Origin of the sequence: Piscinibacter sp., assembly GCF_047600445.1 — a bacterium.
GTDB lineage: Bacteria > Pseudomonadota > Gammaproteobacteria > Burkholderiales > Burkholderiaceae_C > Piscinibacter.
This window is the reverse complement of sequence record NZ_JASGKT010000002.1, coordinates 2,037,169-2,059,002: the sequence shown is the minus strand read 5'-3', so window position 1 is coordinate 2,059,002 and position 21,834 is coordinate 2,037,169. Positions and strand designations below refer to the sequence as shown.

Annotated in this window: 24 protein-coding genes and 1 tRNA gene; 11 read left to right on the top strand and 14 right to left on the bottom strand. The window is 71.9% G+C overall.

The window, feature by feature from the left end:
* Window positions 1-16: 16 nt before the first annotated feature.
* On the top strand, window positions 17-1,108 hold the full coding sequence (locus tag QM792_RS13855) for a Rieske 2Fe-2S domain-containing protein (RefSeq protein ID WP_415150687.1): 1,092 nt from the start codon (window positions 17-19) through the stop codon (window positions 1,106-1,108).
* Here QM792_RS13855 and QM792_RS13850 read toward each other — a convergent pair.
* Entirely contained in the window at window positions 1,098-2,258 is a 1,161-nt protein-coding gene (locus tag QM792_RS13850; RefSeq protein WP_415150686.1) for an ABC transporter substrate-binding protein, read from the bottom strand. The genes QM792_RS13855 and QM792_RS13850 overlap by 11 nt on opposite strands.
* Window positions 2,259-2,306: 48 nt before the next feature.
* Here QM792_RS13850 and QM792_RS13845 point away from each other — a divergent pair, with 48 nt between their 5' ends.
* The gene (locus QM792_RS13845; RefSeq protein WP_415150685.1) at window positions 2,307-3,104 is read left to right on the top strand and encodes a helix-turn-helix transcriptional regulator; all 798 of its coding nucleotides are present in this window, start codon (window positions 2,307-2,309) and stop codon (window positions 3,102-3,104) included.
* Window positions 3,105-3,108: 4 nt separating this feature from the next.
* Here the strand turns inward: QM792_RS13845 and QM792_RS13840 are convergent, their stop codons facing one another.
* The 7 genes from QM792_RS13840 to QM792_RS13810 all read right to left on the bottom strand — a co-directional run bounded on the left by QM792_RS13840 (window position 3,109) and on the right by QM792_RS13810 (window position 9,298).
* Window positions 3,109-3,879 carry a class II aldolase/adducin family protein gene (locus QM792_RS13840; RefSeq protein WP_415150684.1) on the bottom strand — a complete coding sequence of 257 codons (771 nt, stop codon included), beginning with the start codon at window positions 3,877-3,879 and terminating at the stop codon, window positions 3,109-3,111.
* 213 nt (window positions 3,880-4,092) lie between these two features.
* Window positions 4,093-4,896, bottom strand: a complete 804-nt coding sequence (hpaH, locus tag QM792_RS13835; RefSeq protein WP_415150683.1) for a 2-oxo-hept-4-ene-1,7-dioate hydratase — start codon at window positions 4,894-4,896, stop codon at window positions 4,093-4,095.
* 131 nt (window positions 4,897-5,027) lie between these two features.
* On the bottom strand, window positions 5,028-5,444 hold the full coding sequence (locus QM792_RS13830; RefSeq protein WP_415150682.1) for a 5-carboxymethyl-2-hydroxymuconate isomerase: 417 nt from the start codon (window positions 5,442-5,444) through the stop codon (window positions 5,028-5,030).
* A 24-nt stretch (window positions 5,445-5,468) separates the two neighbouring features.
* Window positions 5,469-6,395 carry a 3,4-dihydroxyphenylacetate 2,3-dioxygenase gene (gene hpaD, locus QM792_RS13825; RefSeq protein WP_415150681.1) on the bottom strand — a complete coding sequence of 309 codons (927 nt, stop codon included), beginning with the start codon at window positions 6,393-6,395 and terminating at the stop codon, window positions 5,469-5,471.
* A 1-nt stretch (window position 6,396) separates the two neighbouring features.
* Window positions 6,397-7,854: a 5-carboxymethyl-2-hydroxymuconate semialdehyde dehydrogenase gene (gene hpaE / locus QM792_RS13820; protein WP_415150680.1), complete on the bottom strand. Its 1,458-nt coding sequence runs from the start codon at window positions 7,852-7,854 to the stop codon at window positions 6,397-6,399.
* Window positions 7,851-8,615, bottom strand: a complete 765-nt coding sequence (locus tag QM792_RS13815) for a fumarylacetoacetate hydrolase family protein (RefSeq protein ID WP_415150679.1) — start codon at window positions 8,613-8,615, stop codon at window positions 7,851-7,853. Before QM792_RS13815 ends, hpaE begins: the two co-directional genes overlap by 4 nt.
* Window positions 8,612-9,298 carry a fumarylacetoacetate hydrolase family protein gene (locus QM792_RS13810; protein WP_415150678.1) on the bottom strand — a complete coding sequence of 229 codons (687 nt, stop codon included), beginning with the start codon at window positions 9,296-9,298 and terminating at the stop codon, window positions 8,612-8,614. Before QM792_RS13810 ends, QM792_RS13815 begins: the two co-directional genes overlap by 4 nt.
* A 59-nt stretch (window positions 9,299-9,357) precedes the next feature.
* Here QM792_RS13810 and hpaR point away from each other — a divergent pair, with 59 nt between their 5' ends.
* The gene (gene hpaR, locus QM792_RS13805) at window positions 9,358-9,870 is read left to right on the top strand and encodes a homoprotocatechuate degradation operon regulator HpaR (RefSeq protein WP_415150677.1); all 513 of its coding nucleotides are present in this window, start codon (window positions 9,358-9,360) and stop codon (window positions 9,868-9,870) included.
* Window positions 9,871-9,886: 16 nt separating this feature from the next.
* Here the strand turns inward: hpaR and QM792_RS13800 are convergent, their stop codons facing one another.
* Both QM792_RS13800 and QM792_RS13795 read right to left on the bottom strand, forming a co-directional pair.
* Window positions 9,887-10,843, bottom strand: coding sequence for an IS110 family transposase (locus tag QM792_RS13800; RefSeq protein ID WP_415147377.1), 957 nt, complete (start codon window positions 10,841-10,843; stop codon window positions 9,887-9,889).
* Between the two features lie 224 nt (window positions 10,844-11,067).
* A tRNA-Ala gene (locus QM792_RS13795) sits at window positions 11,068-11,143 on the bottom strand.
* A 188-nt stretch (window positions 11,144-11,331) separates the two neighbouring features.
* Between QM792_RS13795 and QM792_RS13790 the strand changes: the two genes are divergently transcribed.
* From QM792_RS13790 to QM792_RS13780, 3 genes are all read left to right on the top strand, one after another.
* Complete coding sequence (locus QM792_RS13790; RefSeq protein WP_415150676.1) at window positions 11,332-11,754, top strand: rubrerythrin family protein; 423 nt, start codon at window positions 11,332-11,334, stop codon at window positions 11,752-11,754.
* Between the two features lie 75 nt (window positions 11,755-11,829).
* Entirely contained in the window at window positions 11,830-13,179 is a 1,350-nt protein-coding gene (locus tag QM792_RS13785; protein ID WP_415150675.1) for a (Fe-S)-binding protein, read from the top strand.
* A 22-nt stretch (window positions 13,180-13,201) separates the two neighbouring features.
* Window positions 13,202-13,780 (top strand): DUF3501 family protein, encoded by a 579-nt coding sequence (locus QM792_RS13780; RefSeq protein WP_415150674.1) that lies wholly within the window; start codon window positions 13,202-13,204, stop codon window positions 13,778-13,780.
* Here QM792_RS13780 and rarD read toward each other — a convergent pair.
* Window positions 13,773-14,657 (bottom strand): EamA family transporter RarD, encoded by an 885-nt coding sequence (rarD, locus tag QM792_RS13775; RefSeq protein WP_415150673.1) that lies wholly within the window; start codon window positions 14,655-14,657, stop codon window positions 13,773-13,775. The genes QM792_RS13780 and rarD overlap by 8 nt on opposite strands.
* 177 nt (window positions 14,658-14,834) lie before the next feature.
* Between rarD and QM792_RS13770 the strand changes: the two genes are divergently transcribed.
* The gene (locus QM792_RS13770; RefSeq protein WP_415150672.1) at window positions 14,835-15,371 is read left to right on the top strand and encodes a hypothetical protein; all 537 of its coding nucleotides are present in this window, start codon (window positions 14,835-14,837) and stop codon (window positions 15,369-15,371) included.
* Window positions 15,372-15,378: 7 nt separating this feature from the next.
* Here QM792_RS13770 and QM792_RS13765 read toward each other — a convergent pair whose 3' ends face one another.
* Both QM792_RS13765 and QM792_RS13760 read right to left on the bottom strand, forming a co-directional pair.
* Window positions 15,379-15,768, bottom strand: coding sequence for a YchJ family protein (locus QM792_RS13765; protein WP_415150671.1), 390 nt, complete (start codon window positions 15,766-15,768; stop codon window positions 15,379-15,381).
* Complete coding sequence (locus QM792_RS13760; protein WP_415150670.1) at window positions 15,765-16,283, bottom strand: GNAT family N-acetyltransferase; 519 nt, start codon at window positions 16,281-16,283, stop codon at window positions 15,765-15,767. Before QM792_RS13760 ends, QM792_RS13765 begins: the two co-directional genes overlap by 4 nt.
* A gap of 77 nt (window positions 16,284-16,360) precedes the next feature.
* Here QM792_RS13760 and imuA point away from each other — a divergent pair, with 77 nt between their 5' ends.
* Entirely contained in the window at window positions 16,361-17,086 is a 726-nt protein-coding gene (gene imuA, locus QM792_RS13755; RefSeq protein WP_415150669.1) for a translesion DNA synthesis-associated protein ImuA, read from the top strand.
* A 22-nt stretch (window positions 17,087-17,108) separates the two neighbouring features.
* Entirely contained in the window at window positions 17,109-18,632 is a 1,524-nt protein-coding gene (locus tag QM792_RS13750; RefSeq protein ID WP_415150668.1) for a DNA polymerase Y family protein, read from the top strand.
* Between the two features lie 3 nt (window positions 18,633-18,635).
* Here the strand turns inward: QM792_RS13750 and QM792_RS13745 are convergent, their stop codons facing one another.
* Window positions 18,636-19,385, bottom strand: coding sequence for a sulfite exporter TauE/SafE family protein (locus QM792_RS13745; RefSeq protein WP_415151633.1), 750 nt, complete (start codon window positions 19,383-19,385; stop codon window positions 18,636-18,638).
* 46 nt (window positions 19,386-19,431) lie between these two features.
* Between QM792_RS13745 and QM792_RS13740 the strand changes: the two genes are divergently transcribed.
* On the top strand, window positions 19,432-20,823 hold the full coding sequence (locus QM792_RS13740; protein ID WP_415150667.1) for a phosphomannomutase/phosphoglucomutase: 1,392 nt from the start codon (window positions 19,432-19,434) through the stop codon (window positions 20,821-20,823).
* A gap of 19 nt (window positions 20,824-20,842) precedes the next feature.
* Complete coding sequence (gene waaC / locus QM792_RS13735; RefSeq protein WP_415150666.1) at window positions 20,843-21,829, top strand: lipopolysaccharide heptosyltransferase I; 987 nt, start codon at window positions 20,843-20,845, stop codon at window positions 21,827-21,829.
* The last annotated feature ends 5 nt before the right edge of the window (window positions 21,830-21,834 follow it).

The following is a 21,834-nucleotide window of genomic DNA, read 5'->3' as shown; positions in this document are numbered from 1 at the left end:
GACGACAGGAGACGACATGGACCAGCCCCTGGCCGACCGTGCGCGCGAAGCCGCGCTGCGCTTCCAGGCCGAACTCGCCGACGAGCGCACGCCCTTCGTCTTCGACGAGTGGTACGTCGCCGCCTTCGACCACGAGGTGACGCGCACGCCGCTGGCGCGCCGCATCCTCGGCGTGCCGTTGATGCTGCTGCGCCGCACCGACGGCGGCGTGATGGCGCTGGAAGACCGCTGCGCGCACCGCTCGATGCCGCTGTCGCTGGGCACGGTGGACGGCGACAGCATCGTCTGCGGCTACCACGGCGCGCGTTTCGGCTGCGACGGCGTGTGCCGCTCGGTGCCCTCGCAGAGCATCGTGCCGCCGGGCGCGCGCGTGCGCGCCTTCGCGGCCGAGCAGCTCGGGCCGCTGGTGTGGATCTGGATGGGCGCGACGCCGCCCGACCGCGACCCGCCGCACCTGCCGTGGATCTCCGACACCGAAGGCTGGCGTGCCTCGCGCGAGCGGCTGCACCTGCGCGCCAGCTACGTGCGCCTGCACGAGAACCTGCTCGACCTGACGCACCTGAGCTTCCTGCACGCCAAGACCTTCGGCACGCCCGACTACGCCAGCGCGCCCTACGAGACGAAGATCGACGCCGAGGCCGGCCACTTCTCGCTGCTGCGCCGCGTGGTGCCGACGCGGCTGCCGCCGGTGTGGGCCCGGCCCACCGGGCTGGAAGGCGTGGACGCGGCGCGCATCACCAGCTCGACCTTCCACTCGCCGGCGCTGCACGAGGTGCACGCGCGTTTCCACGCCTGCGCGATTCCCGAGGATCAGCAACCCTCGCGCGCGATCCGCACCGCGCACATCGTCACGCCCGAGACGGCGACCAGCACGCACTACTTCATCCATCACGGGCGCAACTTCGGGCTCGAAGACGGCGAGATCACCGAGTTCATGCACGGCCAGTTGCTCGCCGCCTTCCAGGAGGACATCGACGGCCTGGAGGCGATCGAGCGCAACCTCGAGAACTACCCGCCGGGCGCGGCGCACGAGATCTCGTTCCGCGCCGACGGGCCGTCGCTGGCGATGCGCCGCTGGCTGAAGCGGCGCGCCACGCTCAGTCCCTGACCAGCTTCCAGGTGCCGTTCTCGATGCGCACCATCACCTGCGAGCGGTGGTCCACGCCGTTGTGGTCGGCCGGCGTCATGTTGAACACGCCCTGCGAGCCGACGAACTCCTTCATGCCTTCGATGTTGTCGCGCAGCGCGCTGCGGAACTCGGTCGTGCCGGGCTGAGCCTTCTTGATCGCCTGGCCGGCCGCCTGCTGCACGATCAGCAGCGCGTCCCACATCGTCGCGGCGAACAGCGAGCGGCTGCCGGCGCCGTACTTGGTCTCGAAGCGGTGCACGAAGTCCACCGCCGGCTTCTTCACCGGGCTGGCGTCGGGCAACTGCTCGGCCACCAGCACCGGCGCGACGGTCATGTAGCCGCCTTCCAGGTCCTTGCCGCCGACGCGCAGGAAGTCGTTGTTGGCCACGCCCTGGGTCTGGTACACGGCGCCCTTGTAGCCGCGCTTGGCCAGCTCGATCTGTGGCAGCGCGCCGGGCGTGCCCGAGCTGAGGATGTACACCGCGTCGGGGTTCGCCGCGAGGATCTTGACGGTCTGCGCGGTGACGCTCTGGTCGGTCGGCGTGTACTTCTCGACAGCCACCAGCTTCAGGCCCTTGGCCGCAGCCAACTGCTCGACCACCTTCAGGAAGCCGTCGCCGTAGCTGTTGGCCGCGCCGATGGTGGCGATGGTCTTGCCCTTGTTCTTCAGGATGTGGTCGATGACCATGTTGACCGAGATCGGCTCGGTCGGCGAGAGCTTGAAGGCCCACTTGCGGGGCCCGTCCTGCGGCAGCACGATCGCGCCGCCGCCGGCCATCGAGACCACCGGCACGCCGGCCGCGCCCGCGGTCTCGACCACCGCCAGCGAGGTCGGCGTGACCGACGAGCCGATGATCAGGTCGACCTTCTCCTCGGTGATCAGCTTCTGCGTGTTCTTGGTCGCCGTGGTGCTGTCGGTGGCGTCGTTCAGCACGGTGAAGCGCACCTTCTGGCCGGCCATCTCGCCGGTCCAGAGCTTGAGCGCGTTTTCCGCCGGGATGCCGAGCGAGGCGCCCGGGCCGGTGAGCGAGAGCGTCACGCCGATGTGGATGTCGGCGCGTGCCGCGCCGGCCAGTCCGAACAGCGACAGGGCGGTCAGCGAGGCGATCAGGGGGCGTCGTAGTGACATGGTTTGTCTCCGTGGTGGTGTGGTGGTGGAACGGGGAGAATCGGGAGCATGGACATCCGCCTGCTCGATGCGCTGACGGCCGACGCGGGCGCCGGCCTGCGCGTCGAGCCGGGCGCGGCGGCGGCGCTGGCCGGGCTGATCGGCTGCATCGGCGACGAGGCCTTCGGCCAGCGCGGCCTGGAGCAGCTCGCGCGGCTGATGCCGCTGGGCTGGTGGACGGTCTACCGCATCTTCGACGACGCGCCGCCGCAACTGCACTTCGGCGGCTGCCTGCACGAGCAGGACTGCGTGGCCGACGCCTTCGGCGCCTACCGCGACGGGCTGTGGCGGCGCGACCGCGCGCTGGCCGGCGTGCGCGAAGGCATCGCGCGCGGCGGCGCGGTGCTGGCGCACATGCACGCGCTGGAACTGGCGCCCGAGCACCGGCGCCGCGTCTTCGAGCGGCACGGCCTGTCGGAGCGCCTGTCGCTCGCCTGCGAGGACGCCGACGGCGCGCTGCTGACGGTCAACCTCTACCGCCACGAAACGCAGCGCGCCTTCTCCGACGACGAGCGCGACGCGCTGCACGCCATCGGCCCGCTGGTGCTGGGCTGCGTGCGCCGGCAGCTCGCGCTGCGCCCGCAGCCGCTGCCGGTGCTGGACGCCTTCGCCGCGCTGACGCGGCGCGAGCGCGAGGTGTGCGAGCGGCTGCTGCGCGGCTGGACGCACGACGGCATCGCCGCCGACCTCGGCCTGTCGCCGGCCACGGTCAAGACCTATCGCGACCGGGCGTTCGAGCGGCTGGGCATCCATCAGCGTCACGAGTTGTTCGCGCTGGCCTTGGGGCGGGGCGTTCAGCGGCCTTAGGGGGCTAGCGCCGATACCCCGGGTCGCGCGCGTCGACCAGCCGCTGCAGCGCGGCGAAGGCATCGGCGCCGGCGCCGAACTTCGGGTTGAAGTTCAGCGAGTCGCGCACGCAGCCCTCCATCACCGGAGCCGGTATCGGGCGCGGCCGGCCCATGGACAGCGTGGCCATCTGCACCTCGCAGGCGCGCTGCACCAGCCACATCAGCCCGAAGGCGTGCGGCAGCGTGCGGCCGATCACCACCGGCCCGTGGTTGCGCAGCAGCAGCACCGGCTTGCCGCCGGCGCTGGCCAGGATGCGCTTGCCTTCGTCCAGGTGCACGGTGATGCCCTCGAACTCGTGGTAGGCCACCGCGCCGTGCAGTTGCGCCGCGTAGAAGTTGCTGAACGACAGGCCTTCCTCCAGGCAGCACACCGCCATTGTCGGCGTGGTGTGCACGTGCATCACGCAGTGCGCGTCGGGCTGCGCCGCGTGGATCGCACCGTGGAAGGTGAAGCCGGCCGGGTTGATCGGCCAGTCGCTGTGCCCGACGATGCGGCCCTCGATGTCGACCTTCACCAGGTTGGAGGCCGTCACTTCGCGGTAGTGCAGGCCGAAGGGGTTGATCAGGAAGTGGCCGTCCTCGCCCGGCACGCGCAGCGAGATGTGGTTGTAGATCAGCTCGTCCCAGCCGAGGTGGTCGAAGATGCGGTAGGTGGCGGCGAGCTGCACGCGCGCCTCCCATTCGGCCGGGCCGAAGCGCTCGGGGCGCAGGAAGGGGTCGGTGGTGTCGCGCATGGCGGCTTACCTCGCAAAAGACTGTTCTGAAAGATCCCGCTTGCTCCGGGGGAGAACCCGTTTGCCCTGAGGGAGAACCTCCCCGTTCGCCCTGAACTTGTCGAAGGGCGCCCGAGCGGCTCGATGGGGCTTCGACAAGCTCAGCCCGAACGGGTGCGCACGCTTGTGCGGGTGCATGTGCGGGTGCGCGGGCATGAAATCTCTCAACGCTCGTCAGGCGAAACGGAAGGACACGGTGCCCAGCGGCCCGTAGTCGGCGTGCAGCGTGTCGCCGGCCACCGCCGGCGTCGGCCGCGTGAAGGAGCCGGCCAGCACCACGTCGCCGGCGTTGAGCTGCTCGTCGTGGGGCGCGATCTTGTCGGCCAGCCAGGCCACGCCGTTGGCCGGGTGGTTGAGCACGCCGGCGGCCAGGCCGGTCTCCTCGACGACGCCGTTCTTGAACAGCATCGCGCCGACCCAGCGCAGGTCGAGCGCGTCGGGTTTCACCGGCCGGCCGCCGAGCACGATGCCGGCGTTGGCCGCGAAGTCGCTGATGGTGTCGAACACCTTGCGCGGCGCGCGGGTCTCGCGGTCGAACTGCTCGATGCGCGCGTCGATGATCTCCAGCGCCGGGCAGACGTAGTCGGTGGCGGCGAGCACGTCGAACAGCGTCACGCCCGGGCCCTTCAGCGCCCGGCCGAGCACGAAGGCCAGCTCGACCTCGACGCGCGGCGCGATGAAACGCTCGACCGGGATGTCGCCGCCCTGCGCGAAGAACATGTCGTCCATCAGCGGCGCGTAGTCGGGTTCGTCGATCTGGCTGGAGAGCTGCATCGCGCGCGAGGTCAGGCCGATCTTGCGGCCGAGGATGCGGCGCCCGTCGGCGATCTCCAGCTTCACCCACTCGCGCTGGATCGCGTAGCCGTCGGCGATCGTCATGCCCGGGTGCTCGCGCGAGAAGTGGCGCAGCGGCGTGCGCGTCTTGCGCGCGTCGTAGAGGCGGCGGGCGAGCGTGGTGATGGTTTGCGGGTCGAGCATGACTCAGAGGATGTGAAAGTGCCCGTTCGCCCTGAGCTTGTCGAAGGGCGCTCGAGATGCGCGACGGGGCTTCGACAGAGCCTGTCCTGAGCCTGTCGAAGGGCTCAGCCCGAACGGGATCGAGGGTCTGTTCACAGCTTGTCAGCCCCTTTGGGGAACAGCGGGTGCAGGTTGCCGAACTTGGCGTCGAAAACCTCGTCGCCCACGTCCACCTGCAAGGTCAGGCCGAGGTGGCGCCGCGCGAGCAGCGGCGCGAAGTGCGCCCTGGCCGCCGCGGCGAGCGCCTGGCCGGCCGCCTGCTGCGCCGCCGCGCTGCGGCCGCGGCCCATGCGCAGGTTCATGTAGCAGAAGCCGTGGTCGCCCGAGCCGTCGGCCACCGCCGCGTGCGCGGCCGGGTAGGCGAACACGCGCACGCCGCCGGTCGGGAAGACCTGCGCGCCGGCCTCGTCGCGCACCGTGAGCATGGTGTCGGCCAGCGTGCGGCACAGCGCGGGCATCGCGCCGTCGGCCTCCAGGTCCGGCGTGTAGTAGATGACGACCTGCGGCATCGCCTCGACTCCCTTTCGCCCCGCTCAGAGCCGCGTCGCCACCGAGGTGTAGCCCTCGGCGCTGGAGGCCACCGGCTTCGGGATGGCCGTGCCCGCCGCCGGCGTGACCGGCAGCACCACGTTGATCTGCCCGGTGCCCGAGGCGCCGAAGTAGGGCGTCACGATCTCGGCGCGGCCGTCGTATTCGCTCCAGCCCAGCGCGCCCAGCAGCATCGCGGTGTCGTGCATGAAACCTTCGCCGTGGCCCTTGGCCGCGTACTCGGGCAGCATGCCGCAGAAGGTCTTCCAGTCGCCGCGCTTCCAGATCTCCACCACCTCGTGGTCCAGCGCCTCGAGGAAGGGGCTCCAGATCTTGAACGCGAACTCGGGCGCCAGGCCGTTCTGCGCGAAGCGGTGCGACAGCGAGCCGCTGGCGAAGAAGGCCACCGTGCCGTCGTAGTGGTCTTCCACCGCGCGGCGCAGCGCCCAGCCCAGGCGCGCGCTGTCGTTCAGGTAGTGCGCCTGGCACAGCGCCGACACCGACACCACCTTGAAGTGCTGGTCGGTGTTCATGTAGCGCATCGGCACCAGCGTGCCGTACTCGGGCGCGAGCGTGGTGCGCTCGTGCGCCAGCGTCTCCACGCCCATCGTGTTGGCGGTCTTCGCCAGCAGGGCCCCCAGCGCCGGGTTGCCGGGGAACTCGTAGCCCATGTTGGCGATGAAGTGCGGCAACTCGTTGCTGGTGTACAGCCCCTTGAAGTGCGGCGAGCAGTTGATGTGGTAGTTGGCGTTGACCAGCCAGTGCGTGTCGAACACGACGATGGTGTCCACGCCGAGTTCGCGGCAGCGCCGCCCGATCTCGAGGTGGCCGTCGATCGCGTCCTGCCGCGTGCCCTGGCGCGGGCCCGGCAGCTCGCTGAGGTACATCGACGGCACGTGCGTGATCTTGGCGGCGAGTGCGAGCTTGCCCATGTCAGACCCCCCAGTGCGGGATGTGGTGCGAACCGAGCGACACCGCCACGTTCTTCGGCTCCAGGAAGACCTCGTAGCTCCAGGTGCCGCCCTCGCGGCCGGTGCCGCTGGCCTTGGTGCCGCCGAAGGGCTGGCGCAGGTCGCGCACGTTCTGGCTGTTGACGAAGCACATGCCGGCCTCGATCGCCGCGGCGACGCGGTGCGCGCGGCCGATGTTCTCGGTCCAGACGTAGCTCGACAGGCCGTACTGGATGTCGTTGGCCTGCGCGATCGCGTCGGCCTCGTCGTCGAAGGGGATCAGGCAGGCGACGGGGCCGAAGATCTCGTCCTGCGCGATCTTCATGCGGTTGTCCACGTTGGCGAACACGGTCGGCTTGACGAAGTTGCCTTTCGCGAGCGCGGCCGGAAGCTCCGGCGCGTCGAGCCCGCCGCACAGCAGCGTCGCGCCTTCCTTGGGGCCCAGCTCGATGTAGCGCCGCACCTTGGCCAGGTGCTCGGGGCTGATCATCGGGCCGATGATGGTCTTCTCGTCGAGCGGATCGCCGACGCGGATCTTGCTGGCGCGCGCGGCGAACTTCGCCGCGAAGTCGGCGTAGATCGACTTCTGCACCAGGATGCGGCTGCCGGCGGTGCAGCGCTCGCCGTTGTTGCTGAAGATCATGAACACCGCCGCGTCGAGCGCGCGCTCGAGGTCGGCGTCGTCGAAGATCACGAAGGGGCTCTTGCCGCCCAGTTCCATGCTGAACTTCTTCAGGCCGGCGCTTTGCACGATGCGGTTGCCCGTCACCGTGCTGCCGGTGAAGCTGATCGCGCGCACGTCGGGATGCGCCACCAGCGGCTCGCCGGCCTCGCGGCCGGTGCCGTGCACGATGTTCAGCACGCCGGCCGGGATGCCGGCCTCCAGCGCCAGCTCGCCCAGGCGCGCGGCGCTCAGCGGCGACAGCTCGCTCATCTTCAGCACCGCGGTGTTGCCGAAGGCGAGGCAGGGCGCCACCTTCCACGTCGCGGTCATGAAGGGCACGTTCCACGGGCTGATCAGCGCGCACACGCCCACCGGGTGGAACAGCGTGTAGTTCAGGTGCGTGGGCGTCGGGTAGGTGTGGCCGTCGACGCGCACGCACATCTCGGCGAAGTAGTGGAAGTTGTCGGCCGCGCGCGGCACGAGCTGCTTGCCGGTCTGCGCGATCACCTGGCCGGTGTCCTGCGTCTCGGTGCGGGCGATCTCGGGCACGTTCGCGGCGATCAGCTCGCCGAGCCGGCGCATCAGCTTCGCGCGCTCGGGCGCCGGCAGCGCGGCCCACTTCGGGAACGCGGCCTTGGCGGCGGCGACGGCGGCGTTCACCTCGGCCGCGCCGCCTTGCGCCACCTCGGCCAGCACCTCTTGCGTGGCCGGGTTGACGGTCTCGAAACAGCGCGGGCTCTCGACCGCCTTGCCGGCGATCAGGTGCGGGATTCTCATGGGGCCTCCTGCCCGTCGACGAGCGTGTTGGCGAGGCGGCCGATGCCGTCGATCTCGCACACCACTTCGTCGCCGGCATTCACGTTGACCACGCCGTCGGGCGTGCCGGTGAGGATCACGTCGCCGGCTTGCAGCGTCATGAACCCGCTCAGGTATTCGATCAGCGCCGGGATGTCGTTGACCATGTTCGCGGTGCTGCCCGACTGCGTCTGCCGGCCGTTGACGAAGGTGCGCAGGCCGAGCGCGTGCGGGTCGGGCACGTCGGCCGCGTCGACCAGCCAGGGCCCGAGCGCGGTGGCGGCGTCGCGGTTCTTCACGCGCAGGTTGGGGCGGTACCAGTTCTCCAGGTAGTCGCGCACCGCGTAGTCGTTGCACACGGTGTAGCCGGCCACGTGCGCCATCGCCTCGGCGCGCTTCACGCGCCGCGCCGTGCGGCCGATCACCACCGCCAGCTCGCACTCGTAGTGCATGAAGGCGGCGTCGGCCGGCCGGCGCGTCGCGCCGCGGTGGCCGACCAGCGCGCCTGCGGTCTTGAAGAACACCAGCGGCTCGTCCTTGGACGTGACCGTCAGCTCCCTGGACAGCTCCTTGACGTGATCGGCGTAGTTCAGGCCGAGCGCGATGATCGTGCCGACCTCGACCGGCGGCAGCCACACCACCTCGTGCTCGGCGAGCACACGGCCGTCGGCGAGCCGCAGGCCGCGCTCGTGCGGCGTGGCGCGATGGATGGCGCCGGCGTGGGCGACGCGCGCCGTCTTCATGCGAGCGCCTCCGCGACGAGGCGCGCACGCAGCGTGCCCACGCCCTCGATGCGTGCCGCCACCGTCTGCCCGGCGCGCGCCAGCGGCGCGCCGTGGGCGCGGCCGAGCAGCAGCACGTCGCCGGGCTGCAGCGTCATGAACTCGCTGACATCGGCGATCAGCGCCGCGACGCCGCGCACGCGCCCGGCGGTCGTGTGGCGGTGCGCGACGGCGCCGTCCACGCTCACGTCGACGCCCAGCGCGTCGGGGTCGGCGACGGCCGAGGCCGGCACCACCGCCGGGCCGAGCGGGCAGAAGCCGTCGCGCGCCTTCAGCCGCACCGCGGGGCGGTAGTGCGCCGCCAGCGGCAGGCTGAAATCGAGCGCGACGAGGTAGCCGGCCACGTGCGACAGCGCGCGCGCGGCGTCGACGCGGCAGGCGGTCGCGCCGATCACGATGCCCAGCGAGGCGCCGACTTCGAGCGCCGCCTCGCCCGCGGGCAGTTCGACCGCCGCGCCGTCGCCCGCCAGCGTGTGGCGCGGCTTGACCTCCAGCACCGGCGCGTGCGGCGGCGCCTTGTGCGGCGCGGCATGCACCGCGTCGCCCAGCGCGGCGAGCTGCGCCGGATCGTTCAGCAGCGCGCCCACCACCGTGCCCGACAGCCGGTACGGCGGCAGCTCGAAGCGCAGCGGCGGGTGGGACATGGAGGGCGCGGCGGACTAAATCACTAAGATGTGAGCAATGTATTTGCTACGATGAGAGCATGTCAACCCGATCAGGGAAAACGCCGAGGGCGAAGAAGGCGGCGGAGCCCGCCTCGTTCCGCCACCGCAACCTGCCGCTGCTGCTGCTGCAGGCGCGCGAGGGCGTGCTGGCGCACTTCCGGCCCATCCTCAACTCGCACGGCGTGACCGAGCAGCAGTGGCGCGTGGTGCGCGCGCTGTACGAACTCGGCGAGCGCGGCGAACTGGAGCCGCGCCAGATCGGCGAGCTGTGCCGCATCTCCAGCCCGAGCCTGGCCGGCGTGCTGGCGCGCATGGACGAGCTGGGCCTGGTGGCGCGCGAGCGCATGGCCGGCGACCAGCGCCGCGTGCGTGTCACCCTGACCGCGCGCAGCCGCGCGATGGCCGCCGCGATGGCGCCGCGCATCGAGTCGATGTACCGCGAGATCGAGGCGCAGATCGGGGTGGAGCTGATCCAGCGCTGTTATGCGACGGTGGACGAACTGATGGCGCGGCTGGGGGAGTTGCCGGGGAGTGGCGAGGCCGAGGATTGAGCAACCGTCTTGTTCGTCAAGCGCTATGCATAGTCGAATCCCACATCGAGCCATGTTTGGCGATGGCATTGAGCATCGTCAGCAGCTTGCGCATGCAAGCGACCAGGGCGACCTTCTTGCGCTTGCCGGCCACCAGCAGGCGTTCGTAGCAGACCTTAAGCGCCGGGTTGTACCGGACCGCCGTGAGGGTGGCCATGTACAGCGTTCGTCGCACATCTGCGCGCCCACCCCAGATGGAGTGCTGCCCGCGCATCTGGCCGGAGTCGCGGTTCAACGGCGCCACGCCGACCAGCGCGGCAATGCGGCGCCGGTCGAGCTTGCCGAGTTCGGGCAGTTCGGCCAGCAGCACCGCCACGCTGGCCGCGCCGATGCCCGGCACGCTGGTCAGCGCCTGGGCCAGCTCGGCATGGTGGCGCTGCACATGCGCTGCCACCTCCACTTCGCTGTCGCCCAGTTCGTGCTTCAGAAACTCAATGACCCGCTCGATGCTCGGGCGCGAGGCCGCGTGCGCCAGGCGCAGACGCTGCCGCTCGGCCGTCAGCATCTGCACCAGTTGGCGACGGCGCAGCACCAGGGCCTGCAGCTGCTGCAGCTCGGCGTCGGCCAGCGGCTTGACGAAGCGTTCGCGCTCGGGGTGCTGGTGCAGCACGCGCGCGAAGGCCGCCAGCATGCGCGCGTCCAGCGCGTCGGTTTTGGCCAATGCACCCATGGCGCGGGCGAAGTCGCGCGCCGTGCGCGGGTTGACCACAGCCACCGCCAGGCCCGAGGCCTGCAGCGCGCAGGCCGCCTCGAACTCGTAGCCGCCGGTGGCCTCCAGCACCACCAGCGCCGGCGACAGGGCCGTGGCCTGGTGGACGAGTTGCTCGATGCCGCTGACGTCGTTGGCCACCTGCCAGGTCTTGGACTGCTCGCTGCTGGCGATCTCCAGCGTCTGGCTGGAGACATCAATGCCGATAAAAACAGAGTCGGACACGTCCTCTCACCCCCATCCTTGTCTATGCGAACTTCAAGTTCCTACAACCGTTCGGGTTGCAGAGAAGGACGGTCCGGCTCAGGCGCCCAGTGCTCAATCACGGGCTTCAAACATCCCAGAGGCCGCTCGGGCTACCCGAGCCGGTCCGAGGCTTAAAGATACAAGGCCTCGGCCGCGGTCCCGAAAGAAAAACGGGCCGCGAGGGCCCGTTTCCATTGATCGTGTGGTGGAGAGGAGGAGGATCGAACTCCCGACCTTCGCATTGCGAACGCGACGCTCTCCCAGCTGAGCTACCCCCCCACGACAGCGCGCATTCTAGCAAACTTCGCGGCCCGCTCCGGCGGCGCGCGGCACGGCCCTCGCGGATAGGCGCAGTCAATGCCGCGCATTGAGTTTTGATATTGACCCCGGCGCCACCGCGGCGTTACGGTGCGCCTGTGCCGCGCGCAGACGCGGCCGGAATCCAACTCAACGACAGGAGACGCACCATGGGCTTGAAAGGATCGAAGACCGAGCAGAACCTGAAGGACGCCTTCGCCGGCGAATCGCAGGCGAACCGCCGCTACCTCTACTTCGCGAACAAGGCCGACGTGGAAGGCCAGAACGACGTGGCCGCGCTGTTCCGCTCCACCGCCGAGGGCGAGACCGGCCATGCGCACGGCCACCTCGAATTCCTCGAGCACGGCTCGGGCGACCCGGCCACCGGCCTGCCGATCGGCAACTCGCGCCAGAACCTCGCCGCCGCCGTGGCCGGCGAGACGCACGAGTACACCGACATGTACCCCGGCATGGCGCGCACCGCGCGCGACGAGGGCTTCGACGAGATCGCCGACTGGTTCGAGACGCTGGCCAAGGCCGAGCGCTCGCACGCCAACCGCTACCAGAAGGCGCTCGACGCGCTCGTCGACTGACGCGCCGCGCGCGCTCGCGACGACAAGGGGCCGCGCGCCCCTTGTCTTTCTTCCGCGGCCGCAGGAGGAGACCCCATGACCATCCGCGAAGGCAACCTCGAAGCGCCCACGCGCCATGCCGTCGACTGGAAGAGCGCCGACTTCTACGACGAGGCCCGGTGCTTCGCCGAGATGGAGCGCATCTTCGACATCTGCCACGGCTGCCGGCGCTGCGTGAGCCTGTGCCAGAGCTTCCCGAACCTGTTCGACCTCGTCGACGCCACCGACGACGGCGAGGTGCACGGCGTCGCCAAGGCCGACTACTGGAAGGTGGTCGACCAGTGCTACCTGTGCGACCTGTGCTACCTCACCAAGTGTCCGTACGTGCCGCCGCACGCCTGGAACCTCGACTTCCCGCACACCATGCTGCGCGCCAAGGCGATCAAGTTCCGCAAGGGCGAGGTCAAGGCGGGCGAGAAGTTCCTCGCCTCCACCGACGTGCACGGCCAGTTCGCCGGCATCCCGGTGGTGGTGCAGGCGGTCAACGCGGTCAACCGCACGAAGGCGGCGCGCGGCGCGATGGAGCGGGTGCTCGACGTCGACCGCAAGGCCTGGATGCCCGAACTGGCCACGCAGCGCTTCCGCTGGAAGGCGAAGAAGAAGGGCAGCGCCGCCGAGGTGAAGGACGGCGCGCGCAGCCCCGGCAAGGTGGCGGTGTTCGCCACCTGCTACGTCAACTACAACGAGCCCGGCATCGGCCACGACCTGCTCGCCGCGCTGGAGCACAACGAGATCCCCTGGGTGATCGTCGAGAAGGAGTCGTGCTGCGGCATGCCCAAGCTCGAGCTCGGCGACCTGGAAGGCGTGGAGAAGCACAAGAACGCCAACATCCCGGTGCTGGCGAGGTACGCGCGCGAGGGCTGGGCCATCGTCAGCGCGGTGCCCTCGTGCACGCTGATGTTCAAGCAGGAGCTGCCGCTGCTGTTCCCCGGCGATGCCGACGTGGTCGCGGTGCAGCAGGCCATGTACGACCCCTTCGAGTACCTGATGGCGCGCCACAAGGACGGGCTGTTGAAGACCGACTTCAAGCAGCCGCTCGGCAAGGTCAGCTACCACATCCCCTGCCACGGCCGCGTGCAGAAGATCGGCCGCAAGACCGAAGAGATGCTCAAGCTGATCGCGCAGAGCGTCAGCGTGCAGCTCAACACCGTGGAGCGCTGCTCCGGCCATGCCGGCACCTACGGCGTGAAGAAGCCCTACCACGAGACGGCGATGAAGATCGGCCGCCCGGTGTTCAAGCAGATGGCCAAGGACGAGCCGGACTACATCGGCTCCGACTGCCCGATGGCCGCACACCACATCGCCCAGGGCATGGGCAACAACGGCGCGCCGGCGGCGAAGGTCGCGCACCCGCTGACGCTGCTGCGCAGCGCCTACGGCATCTGAGCCCCCGCGCACGGAGACGAGCATGAGCATCACCCCCGAGAGCCTGCTGACGCTGGAGGCCTACGCGAAGATCCGCAAGAGCAGCAAGCCCGAGGCGATCGCGCGCCGCCGGCTGCGCAGCGTGCGGCTCGGCGAGCACCTGACCGTGCAGTTCGAGGACGAGCACACCATCCGGCGCCAGATCCAGGAGATGCTGCACATCGAGAAGATCTTCGACGAGGCCGGCATCCAGGGCGAGATCGATGCCTACGCGCCGCTGGTGCCCGACGGCACGAACTGGAAGGCGACGATGCTGATCGAGTACCCCGACGTGCACGAGCGCCGCCGCGAGCTGGCGCGGCTGATCGACATCGAAGACCGCATGTTCGTCGAGGTCGAGGGCCATGCGCGCATCTACGCGATCGCCGACGAAGACCTGGAGCGCGAGACCGACGAGAAGACCTCGTCGGTGCATTTCCTGCGCTTCGAGTTTCCGCCCGCCGCGCGTGCCGCGGTGCGCGCCGGCGCCGGCGTCAAGCTCGGCTGCGACCACACGCACTACCCGGCGCACGTGGCGATCGCGCCCGAGACGCTGGCCAGCCTGGCGGGCGACTTCAGCTAGGCGCGGCCAGCGCGGCGCCGCGCCGCGCGGTGAACCAGCCGTCGGCGCTGTAGAGCACCAGCGCGGCCCAGATCAGCGCGAAGCCGGCCAGCCGCGTGCCGCCGAAGGGTTCGCCGAACAGCCACACGCCGAGCGCGAACTGGATCGACGGGCCGATGTACTGCAGCAGCCCCAGCGTCGTCATCGGGATGCGCCGCGCGCCGGCGGCGAACAGCAGCAGCGGCACCGCGGTCAGCGGGCCCACGCCGACCAGCAGCAGGTTGGTCGCGGCGTCCGGCGCCGGGAAGCCGGCCGTGGGCCACCACAGCGCGATGGCCACCAGCGCCGGCGGCGTCAGCAGCAGCGTCTCCAGCGTCAGGCCTTCGAGCGCGCCCAGCGGCGCGATCTTGCGCATCAGGCCGTAGGCGCCGAAGCTCGCCGCCAGCACCAGCGCGATCCACGGCAACTGCCCGGTCAGCGCGGTCAGCCACGCCACGCCGGCCATCGCCAGCGTCAGCGCGGCCCACTGCAGGCGCCGCGGGCGCTCGTGCAGCACGCTGTAGCCGAGCAGCACGTTGACCAGCGGCGTGATGAAGTAACCCAGGCTGGCGTCGATCACGTGGCCGTTGGCGATGGCCCAGATGTAGGTCAGCCAGTTGCACGACAGCAGCAGCGCGCTGAGCACGAAGGCGCCCAGCACCTTCGGGCTGCGCAGCGCCGGCACCAGCCAGCCCCACTGGCGCCGCGCGCCGAGCAGCGCCAGCACGAACAGCAGCGACCAGACGATGCGGTGCACCAGCACCTCGGCGGCCGGCACGGCGGCCAGGTGGGCGAAGTAGATCGGGAACAGGCCCCACAGCACGTAGGCGCTGGCGGCGTAGAGGATTCCGGAGGGCATGCGGCCGGCATTGTCGCCGCGCCCGGCGATCGGTGCAGAACGCACCCGGCTGTGGCGCCGCCGTCACAGCCATCCCCCTCGCTCGCGGGGCGCGGCGCATGCGTGGGATGTCCTGTCACACGAGGCTGCCCACAATGCCGTTGCAGCGCCGCGCGGCGGCGCGCCGGAGACATCGCCATGACGCAGACCTTCAACGTCGGATCCCGCTCGCTGTTCGTCACGACGGTGGCCTGGGTGTTCATCGTGCTGGCGCTGCTGGCCGTGGCCGCGGCGGTGGTGCGCAACGCCGAGGTCGCCTCGCTGCTGCCGCTGCCGCAAGGCCACGCCGCGGCGCAGCCGCCGCTGACCGGCCTGCTGCTCGCCTACCTGCCCTGGGTGCTGGGTGCCGCGCTGGCGCTGTCGCTGGCCACGCTGGCCTCGGCGATCGGCCTGCTGCTGCGCCTGGACTGGGCGCGCCGCGCCTTCATCGGCCTGCTCGTGCTGGCCATCGTCGCCAACCTGCTCGGGCTGTGGTTCCAGCACGAGGTGGTGCAGTCGGTGGTGGAAGGCACGCTCAGCCGCACGCCGCTGCCCGAGCAGGCGCTCGGCGTGTTCGGCGGCTTCGTCACCGCGGCGCGCGCGATGGGCGCGGCGATGACGCTGCTGTGCTGCGCGCTGCTGGGCTGGATCATCCGCCGGCTGATGTCGGCGGCGGTGCGGCAGGAATTCGCCTGAGCGGCGGCTACCCGACCTCGCCGTCGACGTAGAACCAGCGTCCGCCCTCGCGCACGAAGCGGCTGGTTTCCACCAATCTCTGCGCGCGTCCGCCGAGCTTGCTGCGCGCGACGAAGCTCACCGTGGCGTGATCGTCGTCTCGCCGCAGGTGGCGGCGCAGTTCCAGCCCCAGCCACTTCAGCCCGGGCGGATCGGGCTCCAGCCGCGCCGGCCGCGTGAGCGGATGCCAGGTGGCGAGCAGGTAGTCCGTGAGGCCGAGCACGTAGGCGCTGTAGCGCGAGCGCATCAGGCGCTCGGCATCGGGCGCCCGCAGGTGCTCCGCGCCGGCGTGGTAGCGGCCGCAGCAGCTCGCGTAGGGCGCGCCGGCGCCGCAGGGGCAGGGCGGGTCTGCGCTCATGCCAGCGTCAGCTCCCAGGTTTCGCCCACCAGCTCCTGCCCGAAGCTGCGGTGCGCCTCGCTGCCGGTCAGCCGGTAGCCGGCCTGGCGGTAGATGCCGCGCGCCGCGGCGAGGTGGGCGTTGGTCCACAGCACGATGCGGCGGTAGCCGCGCTCGCGCGCGAACTGCTCGCACTGCGCCACCAGGCGTTCGCCGAGGCGCAGGCCGCGCGCCGCCGGTTCGACCAGCAGCAGGCGCAACTGCGCGCTGTCGGGGACGACGGCGCCGGTGTGCTCGTCGCGCGCCTGCACCAGCATCACGCTGCCGACGCTCGCGCCGTCGCGCTCGGCGATCCAGCAGGCCTCGCGCTGCGCGTCGAAGCGTTCCAGGAAATCGGCGCCGATGCGCGCCACCAGCGCCTCGAAGCCGCCGTCGAAGCCGTACTCCTGCGCGTACAGCGCGCCGTGGCGCGAGACGATCCAGCCGATGTCGCCGGGGCGGTGGGTGCGCAGTGAACAGGAAGAACGGGAAGACATGCCGCCATCGTGCCTGCAAACGCGCTGGGGTGCCCGTGCCGAATACTGTATAAAACTACAGTATGCAAGTGAGCGCCATGCCCGCCATCCCCGCCCCGCAAGACCTGCACCCCGCGCTGTGGCTGGGCCACCAGCTCGGCCGCACGCGCCTCGACGGCGTGGCCAGCGGCTTCGCCGCGCTCGACGTCCAACTGCCCGGCGGCGGCTGGCCGCGCCGCGCGCTGACCGAACTGCTGCTGCCGCATCCGGGCATCGGCGAGATGCGCCTGCTCGCGCCCGCGCTGGCCGCGGCGCAGCGCGGCGGCCGGCTGGTGATGCTGTTCGATCCGCCGGCGCAGTTGTCGGCCTGGGCGCTGGCCCAGCTCGGGCTGGACGTGGCGCAACTGCTGGTGGTGCAGACGCGCCAGGGCGCGCAGCCCGGCGGCAACGACGGCCTGTGGGCCGTCGAGCAGGCGCTCAAGAGCGGCCACGTCGGCGCGCTGCTGGCCTGGCTGCCGCCGCGGCTGCGCGCCGAGCGGCTGCGCCGCCTGCAACTGGCCGCGCAGGCGCACGACGGCGCCGCCTTCGTGATGCGCGAGAGCGCCGCCGCCGAACGGCCGAGCGCCGCGCCGCTGCGCCTGGCGCTGCACGCCGCCGGCGCCGATGCGCTGGCGCTGCGCCTGCTCAAGCGCCGCGGCCCGCCGCTGGAAGCGCCGATCACGCTGGCGCTGCCGCCGGTGCTGTCGGCCCCGGCGCGGGCGCGCCGCCGCCCCGCCGGGCACCCGGCCGCGCTGCCGGCGGCCACCTTCGTCGACATCGGCTGAGCGCCGTGCGCGCCGCTTCGCCATGCTGTGGATCGCGCTGCACCTGCCGTGGCTGTCGCTGGAGGCCTTCGCCGCCACGCTGGCGGGCGACGCGGCTGGCGCGGCCGATGCGCCGATCGCACTCGAAGACGCCCGCCACATCGCCGCCGCCAACGCCGCGGCGCGCGCGCTCGGCGTCGAGCCCGGCCAGAAGCGCGCCACCGCGCTGGCGCTCGCGCCCGACCTGCGTCTCGGCCAGGCCGACGCGGCGCGCGATGCCGCGGCGCTGGCCGCCGTCGTGCACGCGGCGCTCGCCTTCACGCCCAGCGTGTGCGTGCAGGCGCCGCCCGATGCGCGGCGCAGCGCCGACACCGTGCTGCTCGAGGTGCGCGCCAGCCTGCGCTGCTTCGGCGGGCCGGCGGCGCTGCTGCGGCGGCTGCGCGAGGCGGTGGCGCCGCTGGGCCACCGCATCCGCGTCGCCAGCGCGCCGACGCCGCTCGGCGCCGCGCTGCTGGCGCGCGGCCCGGGGCCCGCGCATGCGCACGACGCCGCGGCGCTGCGGCGCGCGCTCGACGCCCTGCCGCCGTGGCTGCTCGCCTCGGGCGTCGAGCACGGCGAGGCCTGGCAGGGCATGGGCCTGGCGACGCTCGGCGACCTGCGCCGCCTGCCGCGCGCGAGCCTGGCGCGGCGTTTCGGCGCGGCGCTGCTGGCCGAGCTCGACCGCGCCTACGGCGAGCGGCCCGACCCGCGCGAGGCCCTCGCGCCGCCGCCGGGCTTCGAGAGCCGCCTCGAACTCTTCACCCGCGCCGACGGCGCCGAACAGGTGCTGCACGCCGCGGCGCTGCTGCTGGCGCGCCTGGCCGCCTGGCTGGCCGCGCAGCACGCGCTCGCGCGCGGCTTCACGCTGGCGCTGCGGCACGAGCCGCGCTGGCGCGGCGATGCGCGGGTGCCGGCGCAGACGCTGCTCGAGGTGGCGCTGGCCGAGCCCTCGCGCGACCCGGCGCACCTGCAGGTGCTGCTGCGCGAACGCCTGATGCGCTTGCGCCTGCCGGCGCCGACGCTGGAGCTGGCCCTGTCGGCCCATGAGATCGTGCCCGGCGCGGCGCCCAGCGGCGAGCTGTTTCCCAGCGCGGCCAGCGAGCGCGAGGGCCTGGTGCGGCTGGTCGAGCGCCTGCAGGCGCGTCTCGGCGCGGCGCGGGTGCAGACGCTGCATGCGCTGCACGACCACCGCCCCGAGCGCGCCAGCGCCTTGCGGCCGGCGCAGCCGGCGCGCCTCGGCCAGCGCGGCGCCGCGATCGAGCCATCAGTCCTGCCGCCGCGCCCGGTGTGGCTGCTCGCGCCGCCCGAGCCGCTGGCCGCGCGCGGCGGGCAGCCGCTGCTGGGCGGGCGCGTGCTGCGACTGCTCAGCGGCCCCGAGCGCATCGAGGCCGGCTGGTGGGACCACGAACTCGCCGAGCGCGACTACTTCATCGCCGAGGACGCCGGCGGCGCGCTGCTGTGGCTGTACCGCGGCCGGCTGCCGGACGGGCCGGGCAGCGGCTGGTTCCTGCACGGGCGCTTCGCGTGAGACTCAGCGGCTCATCAGCACCGGCACCGCCGCCGCCAGCAGCGCCACGCCCGAGGCCGTCAGCAGCAGCAGCACGATGCGGCGGAACGCCTGCTCGCTGATGCCGATGTAGACGCGCATGCCCAGCAGCGCCGGCAGCAGCATCGCCGGCAGCACGATCGCCAGCGAGGGCAGCATCGCGGGCGTGACGAAGCCTTTGGCGAGGTAGGCGGCGAAGGTCACGGCGAGCATCGCCAGGTTGAAGTTCTGGATGATGGCGCGCTGGCCGTCCTTGTCGAAGCCGCGCAGCGTGCACCACAGCGTCGGGATCGCGCCGGTGAAGCCGCCCAGCCCGCCCATCACGCCGCCGGCCACGCCCGAGGCGGCGTCGCCGAGCCGGCCGCCGCGCGTGATGCGCGGCAGGCGCGGCGCCAGCAGCATCAGCGGGCACCAGGTGACCAGCAGCGCGCCCAGCACGGCGCGGAACAGCGGCACGTCCAGCCGCGGCAGCAGCCACAGCCCGATCGGCAGCCCGAGCAGGCCGCCGGCCAGGAAGGGCGCGAGGCGCGGCGCGTCGAAGCCGCGCCGCACCGTGAAGGCCGCCAGCAACTGGCCGGTCAGCGCGCCGGCCACCGCCAGCACGGCGGCCAGTTGCGGCTCCAGCACCCAGGCCCAGACGGCCATCGCGGTCAGGCCGAAGCCGAAGCCCGACAGGCCCTGGATGAAGCCGGCCAGCGCCGCGCCGAGGATGATGATGATCAGTGACGAGTCCAGGCCGGGCCTCCCTACAATGCCCCCCGATTCTCACCCCAGCCCAGACATGAAAGTCGACCCCAGCATCTTCAAGGCCTACGACATCCGCGGCGTGGTCGGCAAGACCATCGACGAAGCCTTCGCCGAGCAGCTCGGCCGCGCCTTCGGCAGCGAAGCCGTCGCGGCCGGCGAGCGCGCGGTGGCGGTGGGGCGCGACGGGCGCCTGTCGGGCCCCGGCCTCGCGGCGGCGCTGATCCGCGGGCTGGCGTCCACCGGGCTCGACGTGGTCGACCTCGGCGCCGTCACCACGCCGATGCTCTACTACGTGGCCGCCACGCGCGGGGCGCACGGCTGCAACAGCGGCATCCAGGTGACCGGCAGCCACAACCCGAAGGACTACAACGGCTTCAAGATGGTGCTGGCCGGCAAGGCGATCTACGGCGACGCCATCCAGGCCCTGCGCCGGCGCATCGAGCGCGAGGACTGCGTCGGCGGCGCGGGCCGCTCGGCGGCGATGGACATCGGGCCCGAGTACGCGGCGCGCATCGCGGGCGACTGCAAGCTCGCGCGCCCGATGAAGATCGTGGTCGATTCCGGCAACGGCATCCCCGGCGCCTCGGCCCCGGCGATCCTGCGCGCGCTGGGCTGCGAGGTGATCGAGCTGTACTCGGAAGTCGACGGCGACTTCCCCAACCACCACCCCGATCCGAGCAAGCCGGAGAACCTGGCCGACCTGATCCGCACCGTGAAGTCCAGCGGCGCCGAACTGGGCCTGGCCTTCGACGGCGACGGCGACCGGCTCGGCGTGGTCACCGTCGACGGCCACATCATCTACCCCGACCGCCAGTTGATGCTGTTCGCGCAGGACATCCTCTCGCGCAACCAGGGCGGCACGGTGATCTTCGACGTCAAGTGCACGCAGCGCCTCGCGCCGGCGATCCGCGCCGCCGGCGGCGTGCCGCTGATGTGGAAGACCGGCCACTCGCTGATCAAGGCCAAGATGCGCGAGATCGGCGCGCCGATCGCCGGCGAGATGAGCGGCCACATCTTCTTCGGCGAGCGCTGGTACGGCTTCGACGACGCCACCTACACCGCGGCGCGGCTGCTCGAGATCCTCTCGCGTGCCAAGAACCCGAGCGCGGTGCTCGACGCGCTGCCCACCAGCTTCAGCACGCCCGAACTGAACGTGCCCTGCCGGGAAGGCGAGCCGCAGCAGGTGGTGCAGCGGCTGCTGGCAACGGCGAAGTTCCCCGGCGCGAGGGAGGTGGTGACCATCGACGGTGTGCGTGTCGAGTACGACGACGGCTTCGGCCTGGTGCGCAGCTCCAACACCACGCCGGTGCTGGTGCTGCGCTTCGAGGGCCACACCCCCGAGGCGCTGCACCGCATCGAGGCCGACATGATGGCCGCGCTGCGCGCCGTCAAGCCCGACGCCACCTTCGCCGCCGCGGCGCACTGAACGACGGGCGGGCGCGGGCGTGAAGGTCCTGATCGTCAGGCTCTCGTCGCTCGGCGACGTGGTGCACGCGATGCCGGCGGTGCAGGACATCCGCGCCGCTCATCCCGAGGCGGTGATCGACTGGGTGGTCGAGCCGGCCTTCGCGCCGCTGGTGCGGCGCGTGGCCGGCGTGCGGCGCGTCGTCGAGGCGCCGATGCAGCGCTGGCGGCGCGCCTGGTGGAGCGGCGCGACGCGCGCCGAGTGGCGCGCCTTCAAGGCCCAGCTCCGGCAGGAGAGCTACGACGCGGTGATCGACCTGCAAGGCGTGCTCGGCTCGGCGCTCGCCGCCCGGCAGGCGCGCGGCACGCGCTTCGGCCTGGCCAACCGCACCGAGGGCGAGGCCTACGAGCCGCTGGCCGGCTGGCTGGCCGACCGGGCGATCCGCGTCGCGCCGCGCATCCACGCCGTGGACCGCGCGCGCGTGCTGGCCGGCGCCGCGCTCGGCCGCGCGCCCGAGGGGCCGCCGAAGTACGGCCTGAACCCGAAGCAGCGCCTGTTCAAGACGGCCAGCCCGACGGTGGCCTTCGCGCACGGCGCGTCGCACGACGAGCGGCTCTGGCCGGTCGAGCACTGGATCCAGCTCGGCAAGCGTGTCATCGAGGCCGGCTGGCGCATCGCGCTGCCGCAGGGCAACGAGATGGAGCAGACCCGCGCCGAGCTGATCGCCGCCGGGCTGCAGTACGAGAAGGCCTTCCACGTCGAGGTCTGGCCGACGATGGCGCTGGACGCGGCGCTCGACCGCCTCGCGCTGACGCAGGGCGTGATCGGCGTCGACGGCGGGCTGAGCCACCTCGCGGTGGCGCTCGACCTGCCGCACGTGCAGCTCTACAACGCGCCGAGCGCCTGGCGCACCGGGCCGCAGGCCGGCGGGCAGGGGCACCGCCACCAGGTCGCGCTGGAAGGCCGGCCGCCGGCGGTGCAGGCCGCCTGGCTGGCCTGGAGCAACGTGCTGGTCGCGGCTTCGTGACCCGG

Excerpts from the sequence above, each read along its gene's own strand:
- QM792_RS13845 (WP_415150685.1), top strand. The coding sequence starts at position 2,307 with ATGGACATCCGCCTGCTCGATGCGCTGACGGCCGACGCGGGCGCCGGC.
- imuA (WP_415150669.1), top strand. The coding sequence starts at position 16,361 with ATGCCCGCCATCCCCGCCCCGCAAGACCTGCACCCCGCGCTGTGGCTG.
- QM792_RS13790 (WP_415150676.1), top strand. The coding sequence starts at position 11,332 with ATGGGCTTGAAAGGATCGAAGACCGAGCAGAACCTGAAGGACGCCTTC.
- QM792_RS13770 (WP_415150672.1), top strand. The coding sequence starts at position 14,835 with ATGACGCAGACCTTCAACGTCGGATCCCGCTCGCTGTTCGTCACGACG.
- QM792_RS13815 (WP_415150679.1), bottom strand. The coding sequence starts at position 8,615 with ATGAAGACGGCGCGCGTCGCCCACGCCGGCGCCATCCATCGCGCCACG.
- QM792_RS13855 (WP_415150687.1), top strand. The coding sequence starts at position 17 with ATGGACCAGCCCCTGGCCGACCGTGCGCGCGAAGCCGCGCTGCGCTTC.
- QM792_RS13750 (WP_415150668.1), top strand. The coding sequence starts at position 17,109 with ATGCTGTGGATCGCGCTGCACCTGCCGTGGCTGTCGCTGGAGGCCTTC.
- QM792_RS13810 (WP_415150678.1), bottom strand. The coding sequence starts at position 9,298 with ATGTCCCACCCGCCGCTGCGCTTCGAGCTGCCGCCGTACCGGCTGTCG.
- hpaE (WP_415150680.1), bottom strand. The coding sequence starts at position 7,854 with ATGAGAATCCCGCACCTGATCGCCGGCAAGGCGGTCGAGAGCCCGCGC.
- rarD (WP_415150673.1), bottom strand. The coding sequence starts at position 14,657 with ATGCCCTCCGGAATCCTCTACGCCGCCAGCGCCTACGTGCTGTGGGGC.
- hpaD (WP_415150681.1), bottom strand. The coding sequence starts at position 6,395 with ATGGGCAAGCTCGCACTCGCCGCCAAGATCACGCACGTGCCGTCGATG.
- QM792_RS13850 (WP_415150686.1), bottom strand. The coding sequence starts at position 2,258 with ATGTCACTACGACGCCCCCTGATCGCCTCGCTGACCGCCCTGTCGCTG.
- QM792_RS13780 (WP_415150674.1), top strand. The coding sequence starts at position 13,202 with ATGAGCATCACCCCCGAGAGCCTGCTGACGCTGGAGGCCTACGCGAAG.
- hpaH (WP_415150683.1), bottom strand. The coding sequence starts at position 4,896 with ATGCTCGACCCGCAAACCATCACCACGCTCGCCCGCCGCCTCTACGAC.
- QM792_RS13760 (WP_415150670.1), bottom strand. The coding sequence starts at position 16,283 with ATGTCTTCCCGTTCTTCCTGTTCACTGCGCACCCACCGCCCCGGCGAC.
- hpaR (WP_415150677.1), top strand. The coding sequence starts at position 9,358 with ATGTCAACCCGATCAGGGAAAACGCCGAGGGCGAAGAAGGCGGCGGAG.
- QM792_RS13785 (WP_415150675.1), top strand. The coding sequence starts at position 11,830 with ATGACCATCCGCGAAGGCAACCTCGAAGCGCCCACGCGCCATGCCGTC.
- QM792_RS13740 (WP_415150667.1), top strand. The coding sequence starts at position 19,432 with ATGAAAGTCGACCCCAGCATCTTCAAGGCCTACGACATCCGCGGCGTG.
- QM792_RS13765 (WP_415150671.1), bottom strand. The coding sequence starts at position 15,768 with ATGAGCGCAGACCCGCCCTGCCCCTGCGGCGCCGGCGCGCCCTACGCG.
- QM792_RS13840 (WP_415150684.1), bottom strand. The coding sequence starts at position 3,879 with ATGCGCGACACCACCGACCCCTTCCTGCGCCCCGAGCGCTTCGGCCCG.
- QM792_RS13830 (WP_415150682.1), bottom strand. The coding sequence starts at position 5,444 with ATGCCGCAGGTCGTCATCTACTACACGCCGGACCTGGAGGCCGACGGC.